The following is a 20345-nucleotide window of genomic DNA, read 5'->3' as shown; positions in this document are numbered from 1 at the left end:
CCTACCTATCCGGAGCGCCTCCGTAACATGGCCAACGGGTACTCGTGTCGTGGCGGGGTGGCGACGAGGTGCGGAAATCGGATGCTTTCGCAGGTCGGAGGCCACATGGGGTGGTGACGGCTCCGCTTGCGAAAATCCGCCGCCGGCCCTTTCCGGCGGCCACGCCGGACACGTGACCGATACGGGGCGGACACGCGCCTGACACATCGGGCACATAAGGGGGACGCCGGAGCGGCACGGACGGGATCCGCGTGGTCACGGTGGGTCAGAGGCCGCGGCCGGGGTCAGTCGAGCGGCGCGGGCGGTTCGGGAGTCTCCGGGGTCTCGGTGGCTTCACCGGCCTGGGCTCCCTTGGCGGGCCGTCGCCGGCGCACCGGGGGGCGTACGCCGTCGGCGAGGCGGCGTGCGGTGGCGAGGAAGCCGGTGTGGCCGACCATGCGGTGGTCGGGGCGTACGGCGAGTCCCTCGACGTGCCAGGAGCGCAGGAGGGTCTCGAAGGCGTACGGCTCGGCGAAGGCGCCGTGCTCGCGCAGGGTCTCCACGACCCGCGACAGCTGGGTGGTGGTGGCGACGTAGGCGCAGACGAGGCCGCCGGGGACGAGGGCCTTGGCGACGGCGTCGACGCATTCCCAGGGGGCCAGCATGTCGAGGACGACGCGGTCGACGTCGGTGTCGGTGAGGGCGTCCTCGAGGGAGCCGACGGTGAGCCGCCAGGCGGGGTGCGGGCCGCCGAAGTAGGTCTCGACGTTGGTACGGGCGATCCCGGCGAAGTCCTCGCGGCGTTCGTAGGAGGAGACCATGCCGTGTTCGCCGACGGCGCGCAGGAGCCAGCAGGTGAGGGCGCCGGAGCCGGCGCCGGCCTCGACGACGCGGGCGCCGGGGAAGATGTCGGCCATCGTGACGATCTGGGCGGCGTCCTTGGGGTAGACGACGGCGGCGCCGCGGGGCATGCGGAGCGCGTAGTCGGCGAGGAGCGGCCGGAAGGCGAGGTATTCGGTGCCGCCGGTGGAGCGGAAGACGCTGCCCTCGGGGCTGCCGATGATCTCGTCGTGCGGGATGGCGCCCTTGTGGCTGTGGTAGAGCTTGCCGGGCTGGAGGGTGACGGTGTTGACCCGGCCCTTGGGATCGGTGAGCTGAACCCTGTCGCCGGGACGGAACGGCCCGTGCGGGGCTGCGGGCATGGCGGAGCCGGCGGTCGGTTCGGTCATGGCTCCAGGCTATCGAGGTCCTGGGGGCGGCCGGACCGCCGGGCGGGTCAGGCGCGGGCGAAGGTCTTGGCGAGGTCCTGGGCGACGAGCACGCCGTACATCTCGCCGGTGGGCTCGACCAGGAGGTACTCCGAGGCGGGGACGCGGTTGACCGCGGCGACGAGGTCCTCGCCGGTGATGTCGGCGGACAGGATCATCCCGGGGTCGAGCGTGCGGGTGAGGGAGGCGGTGTCGACCCAGGGCCGCCGGTGTTCGGGGGTGGCGATGACGGCGGTCTCGCTGACGATGCCGACGGGGTCGTCGTCGCGGCCGACGACGACGATGGCGCCGGCGCCGGCCTCCTGGGCGCGGCGTACGGCCTCGGCGAGGGGGGTGTCCTGGGCGACGCTGACGGCGCGGCGGGCGAGGGCGCGGGCGTTGAGGAGGGGGATGCGGTCGCGGATGCGGGCGACGCGGATGGCCTCGCCGGCGCCGACCCAGATGAAGGAGGCGACGAGCGCGGCCCAGATGACGGTGAGCCAGCGGTCGCCGCCGCCGGTGGCCGAGAGCGCGGCGCCGAGGATGAGCACCGTGACGGCGACGACGCGGCCGGCCCAGCCGGCGGCGACGGTGGCGGTGCGCCGGCGCCCGGTGATCTTCCAGATGGCGGCGCGGACGAGCCGGCCGCCGTCGAGGGGCAGGCCGGGCAGGAGGTTGAACACGCCGACGATGAGGTTGGCGAGGGTGAGGGCCTCGATGAGCAGGACGGTGACGTCGGGCATGGGCACGAGCAGGAGCGCGGCGTAGCCGCCGACGGCGAGGCCGAGGGACAGCACGGGGCCGGCGGCGGCGACGAGGAACTCGCGGCCGGGCGTGCGGGGCTCCTCCTCGATCTCGGAGACGCCGCCGAGGATGTGCAGGGTGATGGCGCGCACGGGCAGGCCGAAGCAGCGGGCGACGACGGAGTGGCCGATCTCGTGGACGAGGACCGAGGCGTACAGCAGCACGGCGTAGGTGAGGGCCACGAGGTAGCTGACGGGCCGCTGGACGTGCTGGGCGACCTGGGGTTCGAACATGACCGTGATGACGATGGCCACGATGAACCAGGTCGGTGAGACGTAGATGGGGATGCCGAACGGGCGTCCCATGAGGATCCCCGGCCGAGCCGGGCCGGACCGATCGCCCTGGGGCGCGCTGTCTGCCACGCCCCCGATGCTACGTGGACCGGTGGCGGGCGCGGCACGCGGCGCGGTGGTGGTTCACCGGTGTTCTGTCGTCGGCCTGCCCTAGGGTTACGCGCATGACGGCGACCGAGATCAACACCGGGACGGACGGCGAAGCGGGCGAGGACGGCGGGTCGGCCGGTGGTGTGACGGTGGTCGGGTCGCTGTCGCCGTCACGGGCGGGCGACTTCATGACGTGTCCGCTGCTGTACCGCTTCCGGGTGATCGACCGCATCCCGGAGCGGCCGAGCGCGGCGCAGGTGCGGGGCACGCTCGTGCACGCGGTGCTGGAGCGGTTGTTCGACATGCCGGCCGCGGCGCGGACGCCGGCGGCGGCGCTGGAGTTGCTGGGGCCGGAGTGGGAGCGGCTGCTGGCCGAGGAGCCGGAGCTGGCGACGCTGTTCGACGACGAGGACGACGAGGACGGGGAGGACGGCGCCGGGGGCGCGCGGGAGGAGTGGCTGGCCGAGGCGCGCGCGATGGTGGAGCGTTACTTCTCGCTGGAGGATCCGCGGCGCCTGGAGCCGGCGAGCCGTGAGATGTACGTCGAGACGGTTCTGGAGTCGGGGTTGCAGCTGCGGGGCTACATCGACCGGCTCGACGTGGCGCCGACCGGTGAGGTGCGGGTCGTCGACTACAAGACGGGGCGTGCGCCGCGGGCCGACTTCGAGGCGCGTGCGCTGTTCCAGATGAAGTTCTACGCGCTGGTGCTGTGGCGGTTGCGCGGCACGGTGCCGCGGTTGCTGCAGCTGATGTATCTCGGCAATGGTGAGATCCTGCGGTACGCGCCGGACGAGGCCGACCTGCGGGCGACGGAGCGCAAGGTCGAGGCGCTGTGGAAGGCGATCCGGCGGGCGATGGACTCCGGTGAGTGGCGGGAGCGCACGAGCCGGTTGTGCGACTGGTGCGACCACAAGCAGCGCTGCCCGTCGTTCGGGGGTGTGCTGCCGCCGCTGCCGCAGGCGGGCGGTACGCCGGGTGCGGTGGCCGGTGCGCCGCTGGAGCCGGAGCGCGACGACCTCTGAGTGGCCGCCCGGCGGTGACGGGCGGCGGGGCGGCGTTCCGCGTCTCCTCCCGCCGGTGGCGGCGGTCTCCTCCCTGCGGAGGAGGGGATATCCGCGCTCAGGATGGGGACCGTGACAGACCGCAGCCCCTAACGTGAAGGGGTGTCCGAGCTCATCCGCAGCCGTCGTGCGTGGCTTGGTGCGCATCCCGTCGTCGCGGATGCGCTCGTTTCGGCGTTCCTGACGGTCTCCTGCCTGATCGAGGCTGCGTTCCAGAAATCCTACGGCGACCTTCCCGGCAAGCACCCGGACGTGGTGAGCGGGGTGCTGATGTCGGTCGTGGTGATGTCGCTGACGCTGCGGCGGCGCATGCCGGTGCCGGTGATGGCGTTCACGCTGGCCGGCAACGTCCTGTTGACCGCGCTGGGCTACGTGCCGACGCTGGGTGCCGCCCTGGCGTGTCTGGTGGCGCTGTACTCCGTGGCCTCGCACCGCGGGCTGGGCACGAGCCTGCCGGTGGGCGTGCTGGCCCTGGTGGTGTACGTCGTCTCGCTGGCCGTGCAGGGGCGCACGTTCTGGCAGTCGGTGAGCAACGCGGTGCTGTTCGCCGGGGCGTGGTTGATCGGGCGGAGCCTGCGGCTGCGCCGGGCGTACCTGGACGAGCTGGAGGCGCGGGCGCGGCGGCTGGAGCGGGCGCGGGAGGCCGACTCGCGCGCCGCGCGGGCGGAGGAGCGTTCGCGGATCGCCCGTGAGCTGCATGACGTGGTGGCCCATCATGTGAGTGTGATGACGGTCCAGGCGGGCGCGGCGCGGCGGATCCTGCACCGCGACCCGGAGTCGGTGCAGGACGCGCTGTCGACGATCGAGCAGATGGGCCGTACGGCGCTGGGTGAGATGCGGCGGCTGGTGGGGGTGCTGCGCACCGAGGCGGAGCCGGCGCGCAGCGAGCTGTCGCCGCAGCCGGGGGTGGGCGACGTGAGCGGGCTGGTGGAGCAGTTGCGTGAGACCGGCCTGCAGGTGCAGCTGTGGATCGAGGGTGAGAGCCGGTCGCTGTCGCCGGGGGTGGACCTGGCGGCGTTCCGGCTGGTGCAGGAGGCGCTGACGAACACGCTGAAGCACGCCGGGCCGCAGGCGCGGGCGTGGGTGCGCATCCAGTACGCCGACCGTCAGCTGGAGATCGAGGTGGAGGACGACGGCCGGGGGCTGGTGGCGGGCCTGGGCCGGCCGGGCGGGGGCGGCAACGGGCATGGGCTGATGGGCATGCGTGAGCGGGTCGCCCTCTATGGTGGCGATCTGCGGATCGGACCGCGTTCGGGCGGTGGGTTCGAGGTCCGCGCCCGATTCCCGTTGGAGGTTCCGTGACGATCAGGGTGCTGCTGGTGGACGACCAGCCGCTGCTGCGCACCGGGTTCCGTCTCATCCTGGAGGGTGAGGCGGACCTCGCCGTGGTCGGTGAGGCAGGTGACGGCGCGCGGGCGGTGGAGCTGACCCGCACGCTGCTGCCGGATGTGGTCCTGATGGACATCCGGATGCCGGGTGTCGACGGGATCGAGGCGACGCGGCGGATCGTCCGTGAGGAGGCGGCCAAGCACGATCCGCGGGTGTTGATCCTGACCACGTTCGACCTGGATGAGTACGTCGTGGAGGCGGTGCGGGCGGGGGCGAGCGGGTTCCTGCTGAAGGACGCGCCGCCGGAGGACCTGGTCACGGCGATCCGCATCGTCGCGGGAGGTGACGCGATCGTGGCGCCGAGCGTGACGCGGCGGCTGCTGGACCGGTTCGCGACGCGGCTGCCGTCGGTGCGTGAGGCGGCGCCGCCGCGTGGTCTGGCGATGCTGACCGAGCGGGAGCTGGAGGTGCTGCGGCACGTGGCGCGGGGGCTGTCCAACGCCGAGATCGCCGCGCAGCTCGTGGTGAGCGAGACGACGATCAAGACGCATGTGGGCAACCTGCTGGCCAAGCTGGGCCTGCGCGACCGCGTGCAGGCCGTGGTGTTCGCCTACGAGACGGGTCTGATCCAGCCCGGCCAGGCGTAGCCGGCGGCGGACACTCGCAAGACCATGGAGGCGTGTCCGGAGGGCGTCCGCCTGGCCGGCGGCCGACCTTCCGCTCAGCGGCCGAGGGCGGACAGGTCGTACATGCCGTAGGCGGGGTGGACGTAGACGTTCCGCAGCGAGTCCGGGCGGTACGTCACGGTCCGTTCGTCGATGAGCGGCACCAGCGCGGCGTCCGCCATCACCTGCCGGTCCGCCTCCGCCCAGGCGCTCGCCCGGCGGGCCGGGTCGCTGGTCTTCAGGCCACGGGTGAGGATCCGTTTCACCTGTGGGTCGCGCAGCTCCATGATGTCGCGGTTGGCGGTCTTGGTGACCGCACCGGTGATCGGCGCGAGGAAGCCGTACCCGGTCGGGTACGTCGCGGCCTGCGCGTCCAGGACGATGCCCAGCCGGTGGGCGTGCACGTACGCGGGTGAGCCGGCCGTGCTCCCCCACTGGAACGGTGACAGCCGGGTGACCTGGACGGTGATGCCCACCGCGGCCAGCGAGCGGCTCAGCGCGCCGGCGGCGGCGACGTCGCCCGCGCGGTCGGTCCGTACCGCCAGGCCGGTGTGGAAGCCGTCCGGCCGGCCGCAGGCCCGCAGTTCCTGCCGCGCGCGGGCGAGGTCGAGCGGGTAGGGGTTCGCGGGGCGGTACCCGACGACGGTGGTCGGCAGTGCGGTCGTGGCGACGTCGCCGGCGGCCGGACCGCCGTACGCGGCCCGCACCGCGACGCGGTCGGTGGCGTACTGCACGGCGCGGCGGCAGTGCACGTCGTCCATGGGCGGCACGCCGTGGGGCAGCATGGCGTACCGGACGAGGCCGGTGAGCGGGTCGTCGGCCCGCGCGCGTTCGGCGGGAGAGGCCAGGATGTTCGCGCGGGTGCGGGGCAGCACGCCGGCGCCGGTCGGGTCGGCGTCCGCGCCGCCGCCGAGCAGGCGGGCGTCGACGTCGGCGGCGGCGACCTTCTCGGTCACCTCGATCCGGTCGGGCAGCGCCGCGCGGGCGGGGCCGTCCTTCCACTCGGGGTTGCGGACCAGGGTGAGGCCCTCGCCGACGTCGTTGCGGGCGAAGCGGTACGGCCCGGTGGACAGGGGGTGCTTCTCGTACTTGCGCTTCGTGTCGGCGTCGCGCGGCACGGGCGCGGTCTGGGGGCTCGCCGCCAGGTGGTCGAAGTCGGCGAACGGGTGCTTGAGGTGGAAGACCACGGTGCGGTCGTCGGGTGTGGTGACGCCGGTGAAGTGGCCGAGGTCGGCGTCCAGGTACGGGCCCCAGTAGGTGCCGGACAGGACGTCGCGCAGGTCGTGCGGGCCGTCGTTCAGCTCGGCGGTGTAGTTGCTGCGCGCGACCGCGTACTTGACGTCCTGCGCGCGTACGGCGCGGCCGTTCTCGTACTTCAGGCCGGGCCGGAGCCGGTAGGTCCAGGTGCGGCCCCCGTCACCGGCCTTGCCGAGGCCCTCGGCGAGGTCGGGCACGACCCGCAGCCCGGCGGCGCCGGGGGCCGGGGCGTAGGTGACGAGCGAGCGCGCGTAGAGGCGGGCCAGGTCCGCGCCGTAGGCGAACCCGAGGTCACCGGGGTCCAGTGAGACCGGCGCGTCCGTCATGAGGAGCCGTAGGGTGCCGCCCCTGCCGGAGGAGGGGTGCACGGTTCGCGTCGACGCCTCGTCGAACGTGGTGTCCGCCCGGACCTGGTGGCGCTGCCCGCCGCCGCACCCGGCCAGGCCGAGCACGAGCACCGTCGCGCATGCCGCGAATCTGCCCGTCACCCGTAAATCATTGCAACCAGTGCATCATTGCACCAAGCGCACGAAGTGAGACGTTCACCACCCCCCGGCACCGCGCGGCACCGCGCGCGGTGGTCCGATCAGGCGATGCCGGCGGCCTTGGCGACGCGGCTCTCGGCGTCCGGCGGGGCGTTCTCCGGGAAGTGGCAGGCGACCTGGTGGCCCGGCTTGAGCTCCACCATCGGCGGCTCCACCTGGCCGCACACCTCCTGGGCCTTCCAGCAGCGTGTGTGGAATCGGCACGCAGGCGGCGGGTTGAGGGGGCTGGGCACGTCGCCCTGCAGCCGGATGCGCTCGCGTCCGCCGCGCACGCTCGGGTCCGGCACCGGGACCGCCGACAGCAGCGCCACCGTGTACGGGTGCATCGGGCCGTCGTACAGGCTCTCGTTGTCGCCCAGTTCCACCATCTTGCCCAGGTACATCACGCCGACCTGGTCGGAGATGTGCCGGACCACCGACAGGTCGTGGGCGATCACCACGTACGTCAGGTGGAACTCGTCCTGCAGGTCCTCCAGCAGGTTGACGACCTGCGCCTGGATGGAGACGTCCAGCGCCGACACCGGCTCGTCCGCCACGATGAGCTTCGGCCGCAGCGCGAGCGTGCGGGCGATGCCGATGCGCTGCCGCTGCCCGCCGGAGAACTCATGCGGGTACCGGTTGTAGTGCTCGGGGTTGAGACCCACCACGTCGAGCAGGTCCTGCACCGCCTTCTTCACGCCCGCCTCGGTCGCGACGTTCTGCAGGCGGAACGGCGCGCCGACGATCGAGCCGACCGTCTTGCGCGGGTTCAGCGACGAGTACGGATCCTGGAAGATCATCTGGATGTCGCGGCGCAGCGGGCGCATCGTGCCCTGCGACACGTGGGTGATGTCGCGGCCCTCGAAGACGATACGGCCGTCCGTGGGCTCCAGCAGGCGGGTGATCATGCGGCCGGTGGTCGTCTTGCCGCAGCCGGACTCCCCCACCAGGCCGAGGGTGCGGCCCGCACGTACGGTGAAGTCGACGCCGTCGACGGCCTTGACGGCGCCCACCTGACGTTTGACGACCGCGCCGCGGGTCACCGGGAAGTGCTTGCGCAGCCCGCTGACCTCCAGCAGGACCTCACCTTCCGGGCCGGCCGGCCGCGGCTCCTCCACCACCGTCGTGTCGGGTGTCGTCACCATGTCTCCCGCGGTCTCCTCGTTCAAAGCTTCGGCCGTACCTCTTCGTCCCAGAGACGCCGCCGATCCTCCCGGTCGAGGTGGCAGGCGACCCGGTGCCCGGGGGAGATCTCGCGCAGCTCCGGGCGTTCGGTCTCGCTGCGGCCCTGGTTCAGCTCCGCGTACGCGCAGCGGGGGCTGAACGCGCAGCCCTGCGGCACGTTGATCAGGCTGGGCGGACTGCCCTTGATCGGCAGCAGCCGCTCGGAACGGTCCCGGTCCAGGCGGGGCATCGAGCCGAGCAGGCCCCAGGTGTAGGGGTGCTCGGGCGAGTGGAAGATCTCCTCCACGTCGCCGTACTCCACGCATCGGCCGCCGTACATCACCAGGATGTCGTCGGACAGTTCGGCGACCACGCCGAGGTCGTGGGTGATGATGATGACCGCGGAGTTGAACTCCTGCTGCAGGTCGCGGATCAGGTCGAGGATCTGCGCCTGCACCGTCACGTCGAGGGCCGTCGTGGGCTCGTCGGCGATGAGCAGCTCCGGGTCGCACGACAGTGCCATCGCGATCATCGCGCGCTGGCGCATGCCGCCGGAGAACTGGTGCGGGTAGTCGTCGACCCGCCGGTCCGGCTGCGGGATGCCGACGCGGTCGAGCATGTCGATGGCGTGCTTGCGGGCGACCTGTTTGGAGACGTCGTTGTGCAGGCGGTACGCCTCGATGATCTGCGCGCCGATGGTGTAGAAGGGGTGCATCGACGACAGCGGGTCCTGGAAGATCATGGACATCTTCCGGCCGCGCATGCGCCGCACCTGGTCCGCCGACGAGCCGACGATCTCCTGGCCGTCCAGCCAGATCTCGCCGGAGACCCGGGCGTTCTTGCGGTTGTGCAGGCCCAGCAGGCCGAGGCTGGTCACGCTCTTGCCCGAGCCGGACTCCCCCACGATGCCGAGCGTGCGGCCGCGCTCCAGGGAGAAGGACAGCCCGTCGACCGACCGGACCAGGCCGTCGTCGGTCGGGAAGTGGATGCGCAGGTCGCGCACCTCCAGGAACGGCTTCGGCGCCTGCACCGCGGTCGCGTCCTCGTCCGTCATGAGAGCCTCACCCTCGGGTCGATCACCGCGTACAGGATGTCCACGACGAGGTTGGCGAGCACGATGAAGAACGCGCCGATCATCACGACGCCGAGGACTCGTGGCAGGTCGTTGTTGTTGATCGAGTCGATCGCGAACTTGCCGAGCCCCGGCAGGGAGAACGTGCCCTCGGTGAGCACCGCGCCGCCGAGCAGCGTGCCCAGGTCGATGCCGAAGATGGTGAGCACCGGAGTGAGGGTGGCCCGCAGCGCGTGCCGGGTGATCACGACGCGTTCGGGCAGGCCCTTCGCGCGTGCCGTGCGGATGTAGTCCTCCCCCATCGTCTCCAGCATTCCGGCGCGGGTCAGCCGCGCGTACAGCGCGCCCTGCATGAACGCCAGGGTGACCCACGGAAGGACGAGGTTGGCGGCCCACGTGGCCGGGTTCTGGGTGAACCCGACGTAGGTGCCGGCGCCGGGGAACCACTGCAGGTTGTCCCGGAAGATCGCCAGGGACAGCAGTCCGGTGAAGAAGATGGGCAGCGACACGCCGGCGAGGGCCACGCCCATCGAGGCCCGGTCGACCGCGCTGCCCCGCTTGAGCGCGGAGATCACGCCGGTGGTCACGCCGAACACCAGCCAGATCACCGCGGCGCCGGCCGCCAGGGACAGCGTGACGGGCAGCCGGTCGAGCAGGTCCGGCCAGACCGGGGTCTGATTGATGAAGGAGTAGCCGAAGCACGGCGGCGCGCAGTACACCTTCGAGGGGCCGAAGTCGTAGTGCGCCCCGACGATGATGCCCTTGACGAAGTTCCAGTACTGGACCACCACCGGCCGGTTCAGGCCGAGCCGGATCTCCACCTCGTGGATCGCCTGCGGACCTGCGCTCTTGCCCACGTAGCGCGACGCCAGGTCCGCGCTGCTCGCGCCGGTCAGCCTCGGGACGAGGAAGAAGATCGCGAAGGTCACCATGCTGACGATGATGAGCAGGGCGATCGCGGCGAGCAGTCGCCGGATGAGGAAGTTGACCACAGTGCCTGGCTGCGGTGGACGGCGGGCCGGTTAGCTCCCGCCGTCCACCGATGCCTTCACCTGCCTTCTATGGACGGTTCGATCCGACGGCTACTTCACGCCCAGCTGGGCGTAGTCGTAGTAGCCGTTGAGGCCCTGGTTGACGTACACGTTCTTCGCCGAGGGCGGCCGGTAGAGCAGGTGCTTCTCGTCCAGGAACGGCACGATGTAGGCGTCGTCCATGACCTTCGCGTCGATCTGGGCCCACAGGGCTCCGCGGGCGGTGGTGTCCGCGGTGACCGTGGCCTTGTCGATCAGCTGGTCGACGGCCGGGTCCTTCACACCGAGGTTGGTGTTGCCCGCGGACCGGATGACGCGGCTGTCGACGATCTGCTGGAGGTACCCGAAGCCCTCCGGCCAGTCGGCGCCCCACGACATCATGATCAGGCCGAGACCGTTCTTCTTCACGTACTCCGGGTTCCCGGCGTACAGCTTGAAGTAGTCGCCCGTGGGGTACTTCTTGATCTCGGCGTTGATGCCGACCTTCTTCAGGCCCTGCTGGAGCGCGAGAGCGGCGTTGATCTCCTTCGGCCGCTCGGTGCGCGCGGAGATGATCGTGTTGAAGCCGTTCGGCTTGTTGCACGCCTGCAGCTCCTGCTTGGCCTTGGCCACGTCGCCGTGGTTGTCCGCGCCGGAGGGGTAGGGGTTGATGTCCTGGTTGCCGGGGATCAGCGGCATCATCAGGTGGGTCGCGACGTCACCGCCGGACAGCGGGCCTCCGTAGGCCGTCTGCATCGCCTGCTTGTCGGTCGCGTACTCCACCGCCTTGCGGCAGTGGACGTTGTCGAACGGCGGCACCGAGGAGGAGATCGCCACATAGTCCAGCCGGGCGGTCGCCGCCGAGTCGGCGTTCTTCTTCAGGTTGGCGTTCGACTGGACCTTGGCCGCGGCGGCGGCGCCGAGGCCCAGGCCCTGGATGTCCATGTCCGCCGAACCGGCGATCAGGCGATTGTCCAAGTCGTCCGCGTTGACACCGATCTGCACCTGGATGCGGTCCGGCAGCTGCTTGCGGTTCGGGTCGGTGCTGGGGTCCCAGTTGGTGTTGCGGACCATGTTCAGCTGCTTGCCCGGCGTGTAGCTCTCGAACTTGTACGGCCCGGTGGACACCGGGTGCAGCTTGTAGTTCGTGCCCGTGTCCTTCGCCTGCGGCACCGGGATGGTGGCCGGCAGCATCGCGAAGTAGTCGAAGCCGGCGAACGGCTTCTTCAGGTGGAAGACGATCGTGTTGTCGTCCGGCGTCTCGATCGCCTTCAGACCGAGCTTGCCCGGGGTCTTGTCCTTGTACGGGGACGAGTAGCCCTTGGTGTCGAGGAAGTCACCGAAGTACGTCGGCCCGTCCGGGAACGTGTTCTTGTCCAGCGTGCGCTCGACGTCGTACTTGACGTCCTGGGCGCGCACCGGCGTGCCGTCCTCGTACTTGACGCCCTGCTTGAGCTTGTAGGTCCAGGTCTTGAAGTCGGCGCTGTGCTCGCCGAGGTTCTGGGCCAGGTCGGGGACCAGCTGCAGGCCGGCCTGGCCGGGCACGGTCTTGAACATCGTCAGCGCCCGGCCGTACAGGCGGATGAAGTCCCAGGACCAGCCGTAGTAGGTGTCGGCCGGGTCGGTGCTGTCCCATTCGACGGCGTTGCCGATACGGAGCGTGCCACCGGTCTTGGTCGAGGCGTTCACCACCGAGGTGATGCCCTCGTTGAACTTGCCGTTCCCTCCGGAACTGCTCGTGGAACCGCCCGTGCCGCCACAGGCGGCCAGGGCGAGGGCGAGCGCTGCGCCCACCGCCGCCAAGGGCGTTCTTCTCCTCATTTGGTTGTCTTCCTCCTTCGGGAACGACACAGAGAGTCGGTCCGATCGGCACATTCGTGATCAGCGGGCACGGGGGTCCAGTGCGTCGCGCAGCCCGTCGCCGAACAGGTTGAAGGCGAGGACCGTAATGAAGATCGCCACACCGGGGACGATCATGAACCACGGGTCGACCGAGTAGATCGGGACCGCCTGGGCGAGCATGCCGCCCCATGTGGGCGTCGGCTCGTTCACACCGACGCCGAGATAGGAGAGCGCCGCCTCGAACAGGATGTTCGTCGGGATGAGCAGCGTGGAGTACACCAGGATCGGAGCGACGAGGTTCGGGAGCAGCTCGCGGAACAGGATGTAGGGCGCCCGCGCGCCCATCGAACGCGCGGCGTCGACGAACTCCCGTTCGCGCAGCGACAGGGTCTGCCCACGGATGATCCGGCCGATGTAGGCCCAGTTGAAGAACCCGATGATGAAGATCAGCAGCCCGATGCGCAGCCCGTTGCCGGACAGCCCGAACACCTTCCCCTGCACCACTCCGGCGAGCGCGATGGCGAACAGCAGGAGCGGGAAGGCCAGGAAGACGTCCATGGCCCGGGCGATCACGGTGTCGACCCAGCCGCCGAAGTAGCCGGCGACGATCCCGAGCGTCGACCCGATGACCACCGACAGCAGCGTCGCGAGGAACGCGATGAGCAGCGAGATCCGGGCGCCGTAGACGATCCGGCTGAAGATGTCACGGCCGTTCGTCGGCTCGACGCCGAGCAGGAACTTCCCGCTGATGCCCGAGTGCCAGGGCCCGTGGAGCGGACGCTGGAGGTTCGGGTCGATCATGTCCTGGTGGAACTCGCCCGTCGGGTGGCCGAACCAGGAGGTCAGCAACGGCGCGAAGATCGCCATGAGGATCAGGAGGATCACCAGGGCGCCACCGGACATGGCCACCTTGTCGCGCCGCAGCCGCATCCAGGCGATCTGACCGAGCGAACGGCCCTCGACCTTGCCGCCCATGCCCGCGAGCACTGCCTCGGGCTGCGCCTCGGCCTCGGAACCGGACACCTCGATCGGTGCGGTCACGGCACCTCCTTCGTCGGCACCGTGACCAAGGTGCTGTGTTGAACGCTTCCCTCGCTGCGCTCAGTCACTGGGGGTACCTCCCACGCTCGGCGGCGTTGCCGTCAACAGAACGACCGGTCACCCCACATGCGAAACAGGACATATGAGGCCCATATGCGTCCATTGGAGAGGGAACCTACCTCTCCCGGGACGACTCTCATGCCCTGGAGCAGGTCGGCGCTAGTACCCGTGTCTCGATTGTGATCTCGTCGTCATCAAGGCCACATTCGGTGTTACACACTCGTGAACATGTGCGTTCACACCGTCACACGCGTGTCACATCAGTCACGCGTCTCCGCAGGTCATCAGCTGATTCCGCGGTTCTTCAGGATCTCCTCGATCTCGGCGAGGTCGGGGTCGACGGCCGTCTTCCGCCCCTCGACGGCGGCCTTGCCGCCGCTCTTCGGCGCCGCCTTGGGGGCGCCGCCGCGGCCGGCCTCGGCCCGGTCGGATCCCGCCTTCGCGCCGCCGCCCCTGCGCAGCATCACCCCGGAGGTCATGTACAGCACCGCGCCGAGCCCCAGGACGATCACGCCCGCCCACTTGAGCGGGCTGAACGCCAGGTCGACCAGGAACTTCGTCAGGCCGGTCAGGTAGGCGCCCAGCGGGAGCAGCGACCACGCGGCGCCGCGCAGGCCGGAGGCCGCCCCGCGCCGGCGCGCGGCCGCCCAGCTTCCCACCAGCCCCAGCACCGTGACGGCCAGGCTGATCGAAAAGAGGAAGAAATCGCTCATGAGGCCTCCTCCGTCGGAAGAGTGACCAGGGGCACTGTGTTGTCGATTCGCTCACTGCGTTCACTCATGGCGGCACCTCGTTGGGACGCGTACGGCTGGTCCTCCATGGTTACACGTAATGACGCGAATACCCCTCCTTCCGGGGGACGGTTCGGGCTACTCCCCCGGCATGAGGCCCTCGGCCAGCGCCCGGCCCAGCGGCGTATGCCGGTACCGCACCTGGTGACCGGTGCGGCGCCGGGTCAGCAGGCCCGCGCCCTCCAGCGCGGACAGGTGCGCCGACACCGTGGAGGGCGCCAGGCCGTGCCGGGCCGCGAGCGCCGCGGTCGTGGCCGGCTCGACGAGGTCGGCGAGGATCAGCCCGCGGGTACGGCCGAGGAGCCGGGCCAGCGGTGCCGGGGCCGTCACCCGTCCGCCGAGGAGCGCGCCGATGCCCCGGGCCGGGTAGATCAGCGTCGGCTGCCAGGGCCGGTCCACGACCGCCGTGACGCTGGGCCACACGAACGCGCTCGGCATGAGGATCAGCCCGTCGCCGTCCAGCTTTCGCTCGACGTCGTCGCCGGCCGGCTCGATCATGATGGCCTGCCCGGACCACCGGACGCGCTCGTCCAGGCCGGCGACGACGTGACCGAGGCCGTACGCCGCCATGAGCCGCGAGCGGTACTCGATGTCGCCGTCGATCAGCTCGCGCACCCGGGGCCACCAGGGCAGCACCAGCCGGCGCCAGGCGTCCTCCAGCCCGGCGGCGAGGACATCGCGCGCCGTCTCCGGGTCGGCGATCATCGCGCGCACGGCGGCCGGTGACGGGCACGTCGCCAGGTCGACGCGGCGCAGTTCGGCCCGTAGCTGCCCGGGCGGGGTCGCGCGCACGGCGGCGAGCTGGTCCTCCACCGAGGGCGCGGCCTCGCGCGGCGGGGGGCTGAGGAAGTCGGGCGTGTAGCCGCGCGTGGACTGCACGGCGAGCAGCTCGTCCGCCGGAGGGTCGTCGCGTACCTGTTCCCACCAGGGCCGCAGGTACGGGTGAGAGCGCGGGTCGACGAACGCGCGCACGGCGTTCACCGTCTCCCACAGCGGGGAGGTGGCGAAGCGGCAGCGCAGCAGGTCGCCGCCGCTCACGACGAGTCGCATCACGGCCACGACATTCGCCCCCTAACGAATCTTTCGCGCCCTCAGCGTAGGTTCTGCCAGTTTCGGCGGGTGAGCACCATCCCCCGGGCGGGGCGCTACCGGGACGCGTTCGCCTCCGCCGAGTTCCGGGCGCTGTTCGGCGCCTTCGTCGTGTCGATGCTCGGCTATGTCGTCGCCGGGCTGGCGCTGACCGTGCTGGTCTACCGGCAGACGCGTTCGCCGCTGCTGTCGGCGCTGACCTTCACCGCGACGTTCCTGCCGTACCTGTTCGGCGGGACGCTGCTGTCCGGCCTGGTGGACCGGGTGCCGTCGCGGCGGCTGCTGGCCGGCTGCGACCTCGGCTGCGCCGCGATCGTCGCGGTGATGACCGTGCCGGGCGTGCCGGTGCCGGTGCTGTTCGCGCTGCTGTGCGTGATGAGCCTGCTGACCCCGGTCGCGACCGGGGCACGGGGCGCGCTGGTCGCCGACGTCCTTTCGCCGGAGGCGGTGGTGCCGGCGCGCTCGCTGCTGCGGCTGGTGGCTCAGGGCGCCCAGGTCGCCGGGTACGCGGCCGGCGGCGGGCTGCTGGCCGCCCTGTCGCCGCGGGCGGTGCTGGGCGTGGAGGCCGTGACGTTCACCGCCTCGGCGCTGGTGCTGCGCGGTCTGCTCGTGCGCCGGCCGGCGCGCGGGCGGGCCGGCGGCTCGCTCGCCGGCGACTCGCTGCGCGGGGTGACGCGGGTGCTGGCGAACGGGCCGCTGCGGCGGGTCCTGCTCCTGGGCTGGCTGGTGCCGTTCCTGATGACGTGGCCGGAGGCGCTGGCGGCGCCCGCGGTCGCCGGGCGGGGGCTGCCGGCCTCGGCGACCGGATGGTGGCTGGCCGCCGCCCCGGTGGGCACCGTCGCCGGCGAGCTGGCCGGGGTCTGGCTGATCCCGGCCGCCCGCCGCGCTCGGCTGAGCGCCCCGCTGGCCGCCTGCGGCTTCGTGCCGCTGCTGTTCTTCTCCGCGCGTCCGCCGCTGGTTCCCGCGCTGGTCCTGCTGACCGCCGCCGGGCTCTGCGGCGCGTACGTGCTCGGCCTGGACCAGCTGCTGCTCGACGTGACCTCCCCGGAACTGCTCGGGCGCGCGTACGCGGTGAACTCCGCGGGGCTGATGGCGATACAGGGCGTGGGCTTCGCCACGGCGGGCGCGCTCGGCGAGATGGTGCCGCCCGACCTGGCGATCACGTTCGCGGGCGGCGCGGGGCTGGTGGTCGTCGCGCTGCTCGGCCGGGCGCGCCGCGTCCCGTCCGGCCGCCCGCGAGCGGCCGGTGCGGACCGGTGAGCCGCGGGTATGGCACTGTCGACGGCTACATCCGCCGCCACCTCGCGCAGCGCCCGGACGGCGACGTCCGCGAGACCCGCTGGCGCTACTCCCCGATGAACCGGGGCCACGACCCGCTCAAGGACTGAGGCGACGCCCGACCGTACGGCGCCGGGGATCGGTAGATTGGGCGCGGTGCGACCCGTAGAGATCGACGGTGAGTTCGTCACCGCGCCCCGCGCCACGTACGCCCGGCTCCGCGAACAGGGACCGGTGCACCGCGCCCTGGCGCCGGACGGCACCCGGGTCTGGCTGGTCACCCGGTACGAGCACGTGCGCCAGGCGCTCGCCGATCCACGCCTGTCGCTCGACAAGGCCCATTCCAGCGGCGGGTACAAGGGGTTCTCGCTGCCGCCCGCCCTGGACGCGAACCTGCTGAACATGGATCCGCCGGCCCACACGCGGCTGCGCCGCGTCGTGGCGAAGGGATTCACGCCGCGTCAGGTCGAGCGTCTCCGGCCCCGCGTCCAGGAGATCGCCGATGAGCTGCTGGACGCCCTGGACGGACGCGAGGAGATCGACCTGCTCCCCGCGTACTGCGCCCCACTGCCGATCAACGTGATCTGCGACCTGCTCGGCGTCGACGCGGCCGACCGGCGTGACTTCCGCTCCTGGACCGACGGCCTTCTCGCGCCGGACACCCCGCAGCAGGCGCGCGACGCGTTGAGCTCGCTGTACCGCTTCATCCTCGACCTGATCGCGGCCAGGCGAGCCGCGCCGGGCGAGGACATGCTCAGCACGCTGGTCCGGCTCCGCGACGGGGAGGACCGGCTCAGCGAGAACGAACTGACCTCGGCCGCGTTCCTGGTCCTGTTCGCCGGCTATGAGAACACCATGAACCTGCTGGGCAACGGCCTCGTCGCGCTGCTGACCCGGCCGGACGCGCTGGCCCGGGCACGCGCGGGGCTGACCCCGGCGGCGGTGGACGAGCTGCTGCGGTTCGACCCACCGCCGCAGCTGGCCATCCGGCGCTTTCCCGTGGCGGACGTCGAACTCGGCGGGGTGACGATCCCGGCGGGTGAGACGGTCATGCTCTCCCTGGTGTCCGCGCACCACGACCCGGACCGGTTCCCCGACCCCGAACGGCTCGACCTGGGCCGTGCCGACAACCCGCACCTCGGCTTCGGGCACGGCCCGCACTACTGCCTCGGCGCGTCGCTGGCACGGATGGAGGTCGAGGTCGGCATCGGCGCGCTGCTGCGGAGGTTCCCACACCTCGCGCTCGCCGTCGCCGAGGACGACCTGCACTGGCGGAACTCCTTCCGCAACCGCGGGCTCCGCACTCTCCCGGTCACCCTGCGGGCCGCCGACGGCCGGCGCCAGGCCTAGGCGACGAGGGAGCGCAGGCGGGCCAGGTCGACCTCGAGCAGGGAGGACACGACCGTACGGCCCGGGGCCTCGGGGATCGGGACGACGCTGGGCACGGCGACGACGTGGCAGCCGGCCGCGGTGGCGCTGTCGGTGCCGCTCGGGGAGTCCTCCAGCGCGACGCAGCGGCGCGGGTCGACGTCCAGGAGCCGCGCCGCGGTCAGGTACGGCTCGGGATGGGGCTTAGTGTGGGCGACCTCGTCGCCCGCGACCGTGAGGGTCAGACGGTCGCGGCCGATGCCGTCCAGGGCGTACTCCATCAGCGCGCGATGGGTGGAGGAGACCAGCGCGGACGGGACGCCGGCCTCGCGTACCTCATCGAGCAGTTCCTTGGCGCCCGGCATCATCGGGACGTTCGCGCGCAGCCGCTCGGCCATGCCGGCCAGCAGCCGGCGGCCGAGCTCCTCCGGGTCGGCGACCGGGCCGGTACGCGCCAGCATGTAGGCGACGGTGCGGGCGATCGAGCCGCCGACCAGCGTCTCCTGGTCCTCCGGGCCCCACGAGGCGCCCAGGTCGGCCATGATCTCGGCTTCGCTCTCGAACCAGAGGCGCTCGGAGTCCACGAGCAGCCCGTCCATGTCGAACAGGACCGCCTGAAGCACCTGTATCGCCTCCTCGGCGAGCGGGGGAATCGGGATGCCCGAGCCTACGTGAGGCGCGTGACCGTTCACGCCACCGGCCGTCCCGTACGGCGGGTACGGGACGGCCGGTGGCGTGAACGGGCCCTGGTCAGACGGAGGCGCTGGTCAGCCGCTCCAGCTCGTCGGCGGACAGGGTCAGGTCGGCGATGGGCAGCAGCCCGGCGAGCTGCTCGGTGTTGCGGGCGCTGGCGATCGGCGCGACCACGGTCGGCTGGGCCAGCAGCCACGCGAGGGCCACCGCGCCCAGGCTCGTGTCGTGGGCGGCGGCGATCTCGTCGAGGGCGCCGAGCACCGCCACGCCGCGGCGCTCGTTCAGGTACTCGCGGGCGCGTTCGGCGCGCGGGCTGTCGCCCTCCGGCCCGCCCGGCCGGTACTTGCCGGTGAGGAACCCGCGGGCGAGCCCGAAGTAGGGCAGCACGCCGAGGTTCTCCCGTGCGCACAGGTCGGCGAGGTCCTCCTCGAAGCCGCGCTCCATGAGGTTGTAGTGCGGCTGCAGGGCCACGTAGCGGGCCAGGCCCTCGGTCTCGGAGATCTTCAGGGCGGCGGCGAGGCGCGGGGCCTCGTAGTTGGAGGCCGCGATGTGACGGACCTTGCCCTCGCGGACCAGCTCGTCGAACGCGCTCAGGGTCTCCTCGATCGGCGTGCCGAGGTCGTCGCGGTGCGCGTAGTACAGGTCGATGTGGTCGACGCCCAGGCTCCGCAGCGAGTCCTCGGCGGCGGCGCGGATCGTCTCGGGCTTGAGGTTCGCCCGCTCCCCCGCCATCCCCACCTTGGTGGCGATCACGATGTCGTCGCGGCGGCCCCGCCGGGCCAGCCACCGGCCGATGATCTTCTCGGACTCGCCGCCGGCGTACAGGTCGGCGGTGTCGATGAAGTTGCCGCCCGCCGCCACGTACGCGTCGAGCACCGCGAAGGACGCGTCCTCGTCCGCGGTCCAGCCGAAGACGTTGCCCCCCAGGCAGAGCGGGAAGACGTCGAGTTCGGTATCAGAGATCTTCGTCATGTGGCCGACTCTACGACCGCGTTCCCGCTCGTCGCCGGGCAGGTTGGGGTGTCGGGACCCGGCCGGGTGATCGACCTCACGGTCGCCGCGTCACCGTTGGGGCCCCGGCGCGTTGTCCTACTGACAGAATCTCCAACAAGCAGACAAACGGCGGCCCTAAGGAGCATCCGTGGCTTCGTACCGCAAGGTCCTCGTCGGCACCGACGGTTCCCCCTCATCGTTCCGCGCCGTCGAGGCCGCGGGACGCGTCGCGGCCGACGCCGGGGCGAAACTGATCATGGTCTGCGCCTACCATCCGATGTCGGACCGCGAGCGCGCCCGCGCCGGCGATCAGCTCGGCGACCTGGCCTACAAGGTGGAGGGGTCCACCCCCGCCGACGACGCCCTGCGGGCCGCGCGCGACCGGGCCATCGCCGTCGGGGCGAAGGACGTCGAGGAGGTCGCCGTGGCCGGCGACGCCGTCGACACGCTCCTCGAACTGACCGAAGAACGCGGCGTCGACCTGCTCGTCGTCGGCAACCGGGGGCTCAACAGCCTCGCCGGCCGTCTTCTGGGTTCCGTCCCGGCCAACCTGTCCCACCGGGCCCGCTGTGACGTGCTGATCGTCCGTACGACCGACGGCAAGTGACGCTCTCCGGCCCACCCGGATGATCTCGGGTGGGCATCGAGCGGCTTACAGGACATAGGCTTGAGATGTCGTGTAACGGACGCACCGA

Annotated in this window: 19 protein-coding genes; 7 read left to right on the top strand and 12 right to left on the bottom strand. The window is 71.6% G+C overall.

Annotated features, from left to right (window positions below; genetic code table 11):
• Positions 1–284: 284 nt before the first annotated feature.
• Positions 285–1208, bottom strand: coding sequence for a tRNA (adenine-N1)-methyltransferase (locus ACQEV1_RS25845; RefSeq protein WP_285624640.1), 924 nt, complete (start codon positions 1206–1208; stop codon positions 285–287).
• Positions 1209–1255: 47 nt separating this feature from the next.
• Positions 1256–2392 (bottom strand): site-2 protease family protein, encoded by a 1137-nt coding sequence (locus ACQEV1_RS25840; RefSeq protein ID WP_285624643.1) that lies wholly within the window; start codon positions 2390–2392, stop codon positions 1256–1258.
• 209 nt (positions 2393–2601) lie between these two features.
• On the opposite strand from ACQEV1_RS25840, the gene ACQEV1_RS25835 reads away from it, so the two are divergent.
• The 3 genes from ACQEV1_RS25835 to ACQEV1_RS25825 all read left to right on the top strand — a co-directional run bounded on the left by ACQEV1_RS25835 (position 2602) and on the right by ACQEV1_RS25825 (position 5450).
• A complete protein-coding gene (locus ACQEV1_RS25835) occupies positions 2602–3435 on the top strand; it encodes a RecB family exonuclease (RefSeq protein ID WP_433405971.1) in 834 nt (277 codons plus the stop codon).
• Between the two features lie 141 nt (positions 3436–3576).
• Positions 3577–4776, top strand: coding sequence for a sensor histidine kinase (locus ACQEV1_RS25830; RefSeq protein WP_285624649.1), 1200 nt, complete (start codon positions 3577–3579; stop codon positions 4774–4776).
• Positions 4773–5450, top strand: a complete 678-nt coding sequence (locus ACQEV1_RS25825) for a response regulator (RefSeq protein WP_285583222.1) — start codon at positions 4773–4775, stop codon at positions 5448–5450. The genes ACQEV1_RS25830 and ACQEV1_RS25825 overlap by 4 nt, the downstream gene beginning before the upstream one ends.
• Positions 5451–5524: 74 nt before the next feature.
• Here ACQEV1_RS25825 and ACQEV1_RS25820 read toward each other — a convergent pair whose 3' ends face one another.
• The 8 genes from ACQEV1_RS25820 to ACQEV1_RS25785 all read right to left on the bottom strand — a co-directional run bounded on the left by ACQEV1_RS25820 (position 5525) and on the right by ACQEV1_RS25785 (position 15279).
• On the bottom strand, positions 5525–7213 hold the full coding sequence (locus ACQEV1_RS25820; RefSeq protein ID WP_433396636.1) for an ABC transporter substrate-binding protein: 1689 nt from the start codon (positions 7211–7213) through the stop codon (positions 5525–5527).
• Positions 7214–7311: 98 nt separating this feature from the next.
• Positions 7312–8394, bottom strand: coding sequence for an ABC transporter ATP-binding protein (locus ACQEV1_RS25815; protein WP_285624655.1), 1083 nt, complete (start codon positions 8392–8394; stop codon positions 7312–7314).
• A gap of 20 nt (positions 8395–8414) precedes the next feature.
• Positions 8415–9467, bottom strand: a complete 1053-nt coding sequence (locus ACQEV1_RS25810; RefSeq protein WP_285624658.1) for an ABC transporter ATP-binding protein — start codon at positions 9465–9467, stop codon at positions 8415–8417.
• Positions 9464–10477 (bottom strand): ABC transporter permease, encoded by a 1014-nt coding sequence (locus ACQEV1_RS25805; protein WP_285583227.1) that lies wholly within the window; start codon positions 10475–10477, stop codon positions 9464–9466. The genes ACQEV1_RS25810 and ACQEV1_RS25805 overlap by 4 nt, the downstream gene beginning before the upstream one ends.
• Positions 10478–10567: 90 nt before the next feature.
• Positions 10568–12316, bottom strand: coding sequence for an ABC transporter substrate-binding protein (locus ACQEV1_RS25800; protein ID WP_285624661.1), 1749 nt, complete (start codon positions 12314–12316; stop codon positions 10568–10570).
• A 60-nt stretch (positions 12317–12376) separates the two neighbouring features.
• Positions 12377–13378, bottom strand: coding sequence for an ABC transporter permease (locus ACQEV1_RS25795; RefSeq protein WP_285624663.1), 1002 nt, complete (start codon positions 13376–13378; stop codon positions 12377–12379).
• Between the two features lie 344 nt (positions 13379–13722).
• Positions 13723–14151, bottom strand: a complete 429-nt coding sequence (locus ACQEV1_RS25790; RefSeq protein ID WP_285583234.1) for a hypothetical protein — start codon at positions 14149–14151, stop codon at positions 13723–13725.
• A gap of 156 nt (positions 14152–14307) precedes the next feature.
• Positions 14308–15279, bottom strand: coding sequence for a DUF5937 family protein (locus tag ACQEV1_RS25785; protein ID WP_433396632.1), 972 nt, complete (start codon positions 15277–15279; stop codon positions 14308–14310).
• 69 nt (positions 15280–15348) lie between these two features.
• Here ACQEV1_RS25785 and ACQEV1_RS25780 point away from each other — a divergent pair, with 69 nt between their 5' ends.
• Genes ACQEV1_RS25780 through ACQEV1_RS25770 form a run of 3 tightly spaced genes read left to right on the top strand, consistent with a single transcriptional unit; the run spans position 15349 to position 17946 of the window.
• Positions 15349–16578, top strand: a complete 1230-nt coding sequence (locus ACQEV1_RS25780; RefSeq protein ID WP_433396630.1) for an MFS transporter — start codon at positions 15349–15351, stop codon at positions 16576–16578.
• A complete protein-coding gene (locus tag ACQEV1_RS25775) occupies positions 16575–16706 on the top strand; it encodes a hypothetical protein (protein ID WP_433396628.1) in 132 nt (43 codons plus the stop codon). Before ACQEV1_RS25780 ends, ACQEV1_RS25775 begins: the two co-directional genes overlap by 4 nt.
• Positions 16707–16752: 46 nt before the next feature.
• A complete protein-coding gene (locus ACQEV1_RS25770; protein WP_285624672.1) occupies positions 16753–17946 on the top strand; it encodes a cytochrome P450 family protein in 1194 nt (397 codons plus the stop codon).
• Here the strand turns inward: ACQEV1_RS25770 and ACQEV1_RS25765 are convergent.
• Together ACQEV1_RS25765 and ACQEV1_RS25760 are read right to left on the bottom strand one after the other, a co-directional pair.
• Complete coding sequence (locus ACQEV1_RS25765; protein WP_433396626.1) at positions 17943–18587, bottom strand: HAD family hydrolase; 645 nt, start codon at positions 18585–18587, stop codon at positions 17943–17945. The two genes, ACQEV1_RS25770 and ACQEV1_RS25765, sit on opposite strands and share 4 nt — an antisense overlap.
• 127 nt (positions 18588–18714) lie before the next feature.
• Entirely contained in the window at positions 18715–19629 is a 915-nt protein-coding gene (locus ACQEV1_RS25760) for an aldo/keto reductase (protein ID WP_433396624.1), read from the bottom strand.
• Positions 19630–19798: 169 nt separating this feature from the next.
• Between ACQEV1_RS25760 and ACQEV1_RS25755 the strand changes: the two genes are divergently transcribed.
• Positions 19799–20257, top strand: coding sequence for a universal stress protein (locus ACQEV1_RS25755; protein WP_285583247.1), 459 nt, complete (start codon positions 19799–19801; stop codon positions 20255–20257).
• Positions 20258–20345: the final 88 nt, after the last annotated feature.

The organism is Actinoallomurus sp. CA-142502, assembly GCF_050936355.1.
GTDB lineage: Bacteria > Actinomycetota > Actinomycetes > Streptosporangiales > Streptosporangiaceae > Actinoallomurus > Actinoallomurus iriomotensis.
This window is presented reverse-complemented; position numbering and strand designations above follow the sequence as displayed.

Excerpts from the sequence above, each read along its gene's own strand:
- ACQEV1_RS25845 (WP_285624640.1), bottom strand. The coding sequence starts at position 1,208 with ATGACCGAACCGACCGCCGGCTCCGCCATGCCCGCAGCCCCGCACGGG.
- ACQEV1_RS25835 (WP_433405971.1), top strand. The coding sequence starts at position 2,602 with ATGACGTGTCCGCTGCTGTACCGCTTCCGGGTGATCGACCGCATCCCG.
- ACQEV1_RS25815 (WP_285624655.1), bottom strand. The coding sequence starts at position 8,394 with ATGGTGACGACACCCGACACGACGGTGGTGGAGGAGCCGCGGCCGGCC.
- ACQEV1_RS25810 (WP_285624658.1), bottom strand. The coding sequence starts at position 9,467 with ATGACGGACGAGGACGCGACCGCGGTGCAGGCGCCGAAGCCGTTCCTG.
- ACQEV1_RS25800 (WP_285624661.1), bottom strand. The coding sequence starts at position 12,316 with ATGAGGAGAAGAACGCCCTTGGCGGCGGTGGGCGCAGCGCTCGCCCTC.
- ACQEV1_RS25790 (WP_285583234.1), bottom strand. The coding sequence starts at position 14,151 with ATGAGCGATTTCTTCCTCTTTTCGATCAGCCTGGCCGTCACGGTGCTG.
- ACQEV1_RS25785 (WP_433396632.1), bottom strand. The coding sequence starts at position 15,279 with ATGCGACTCGTCGTGAGCGGCGGCGACCTGCTGCGCTGCCGCTTCGCC.
- ACQEV1_RS25760 (WP_433396624.1), bottom strand. The coding sequence starts at position 19,629 with ATGACGAAGATCTCTGATACCGAACTCGACGTCTTCCCGCTCTGCCTG.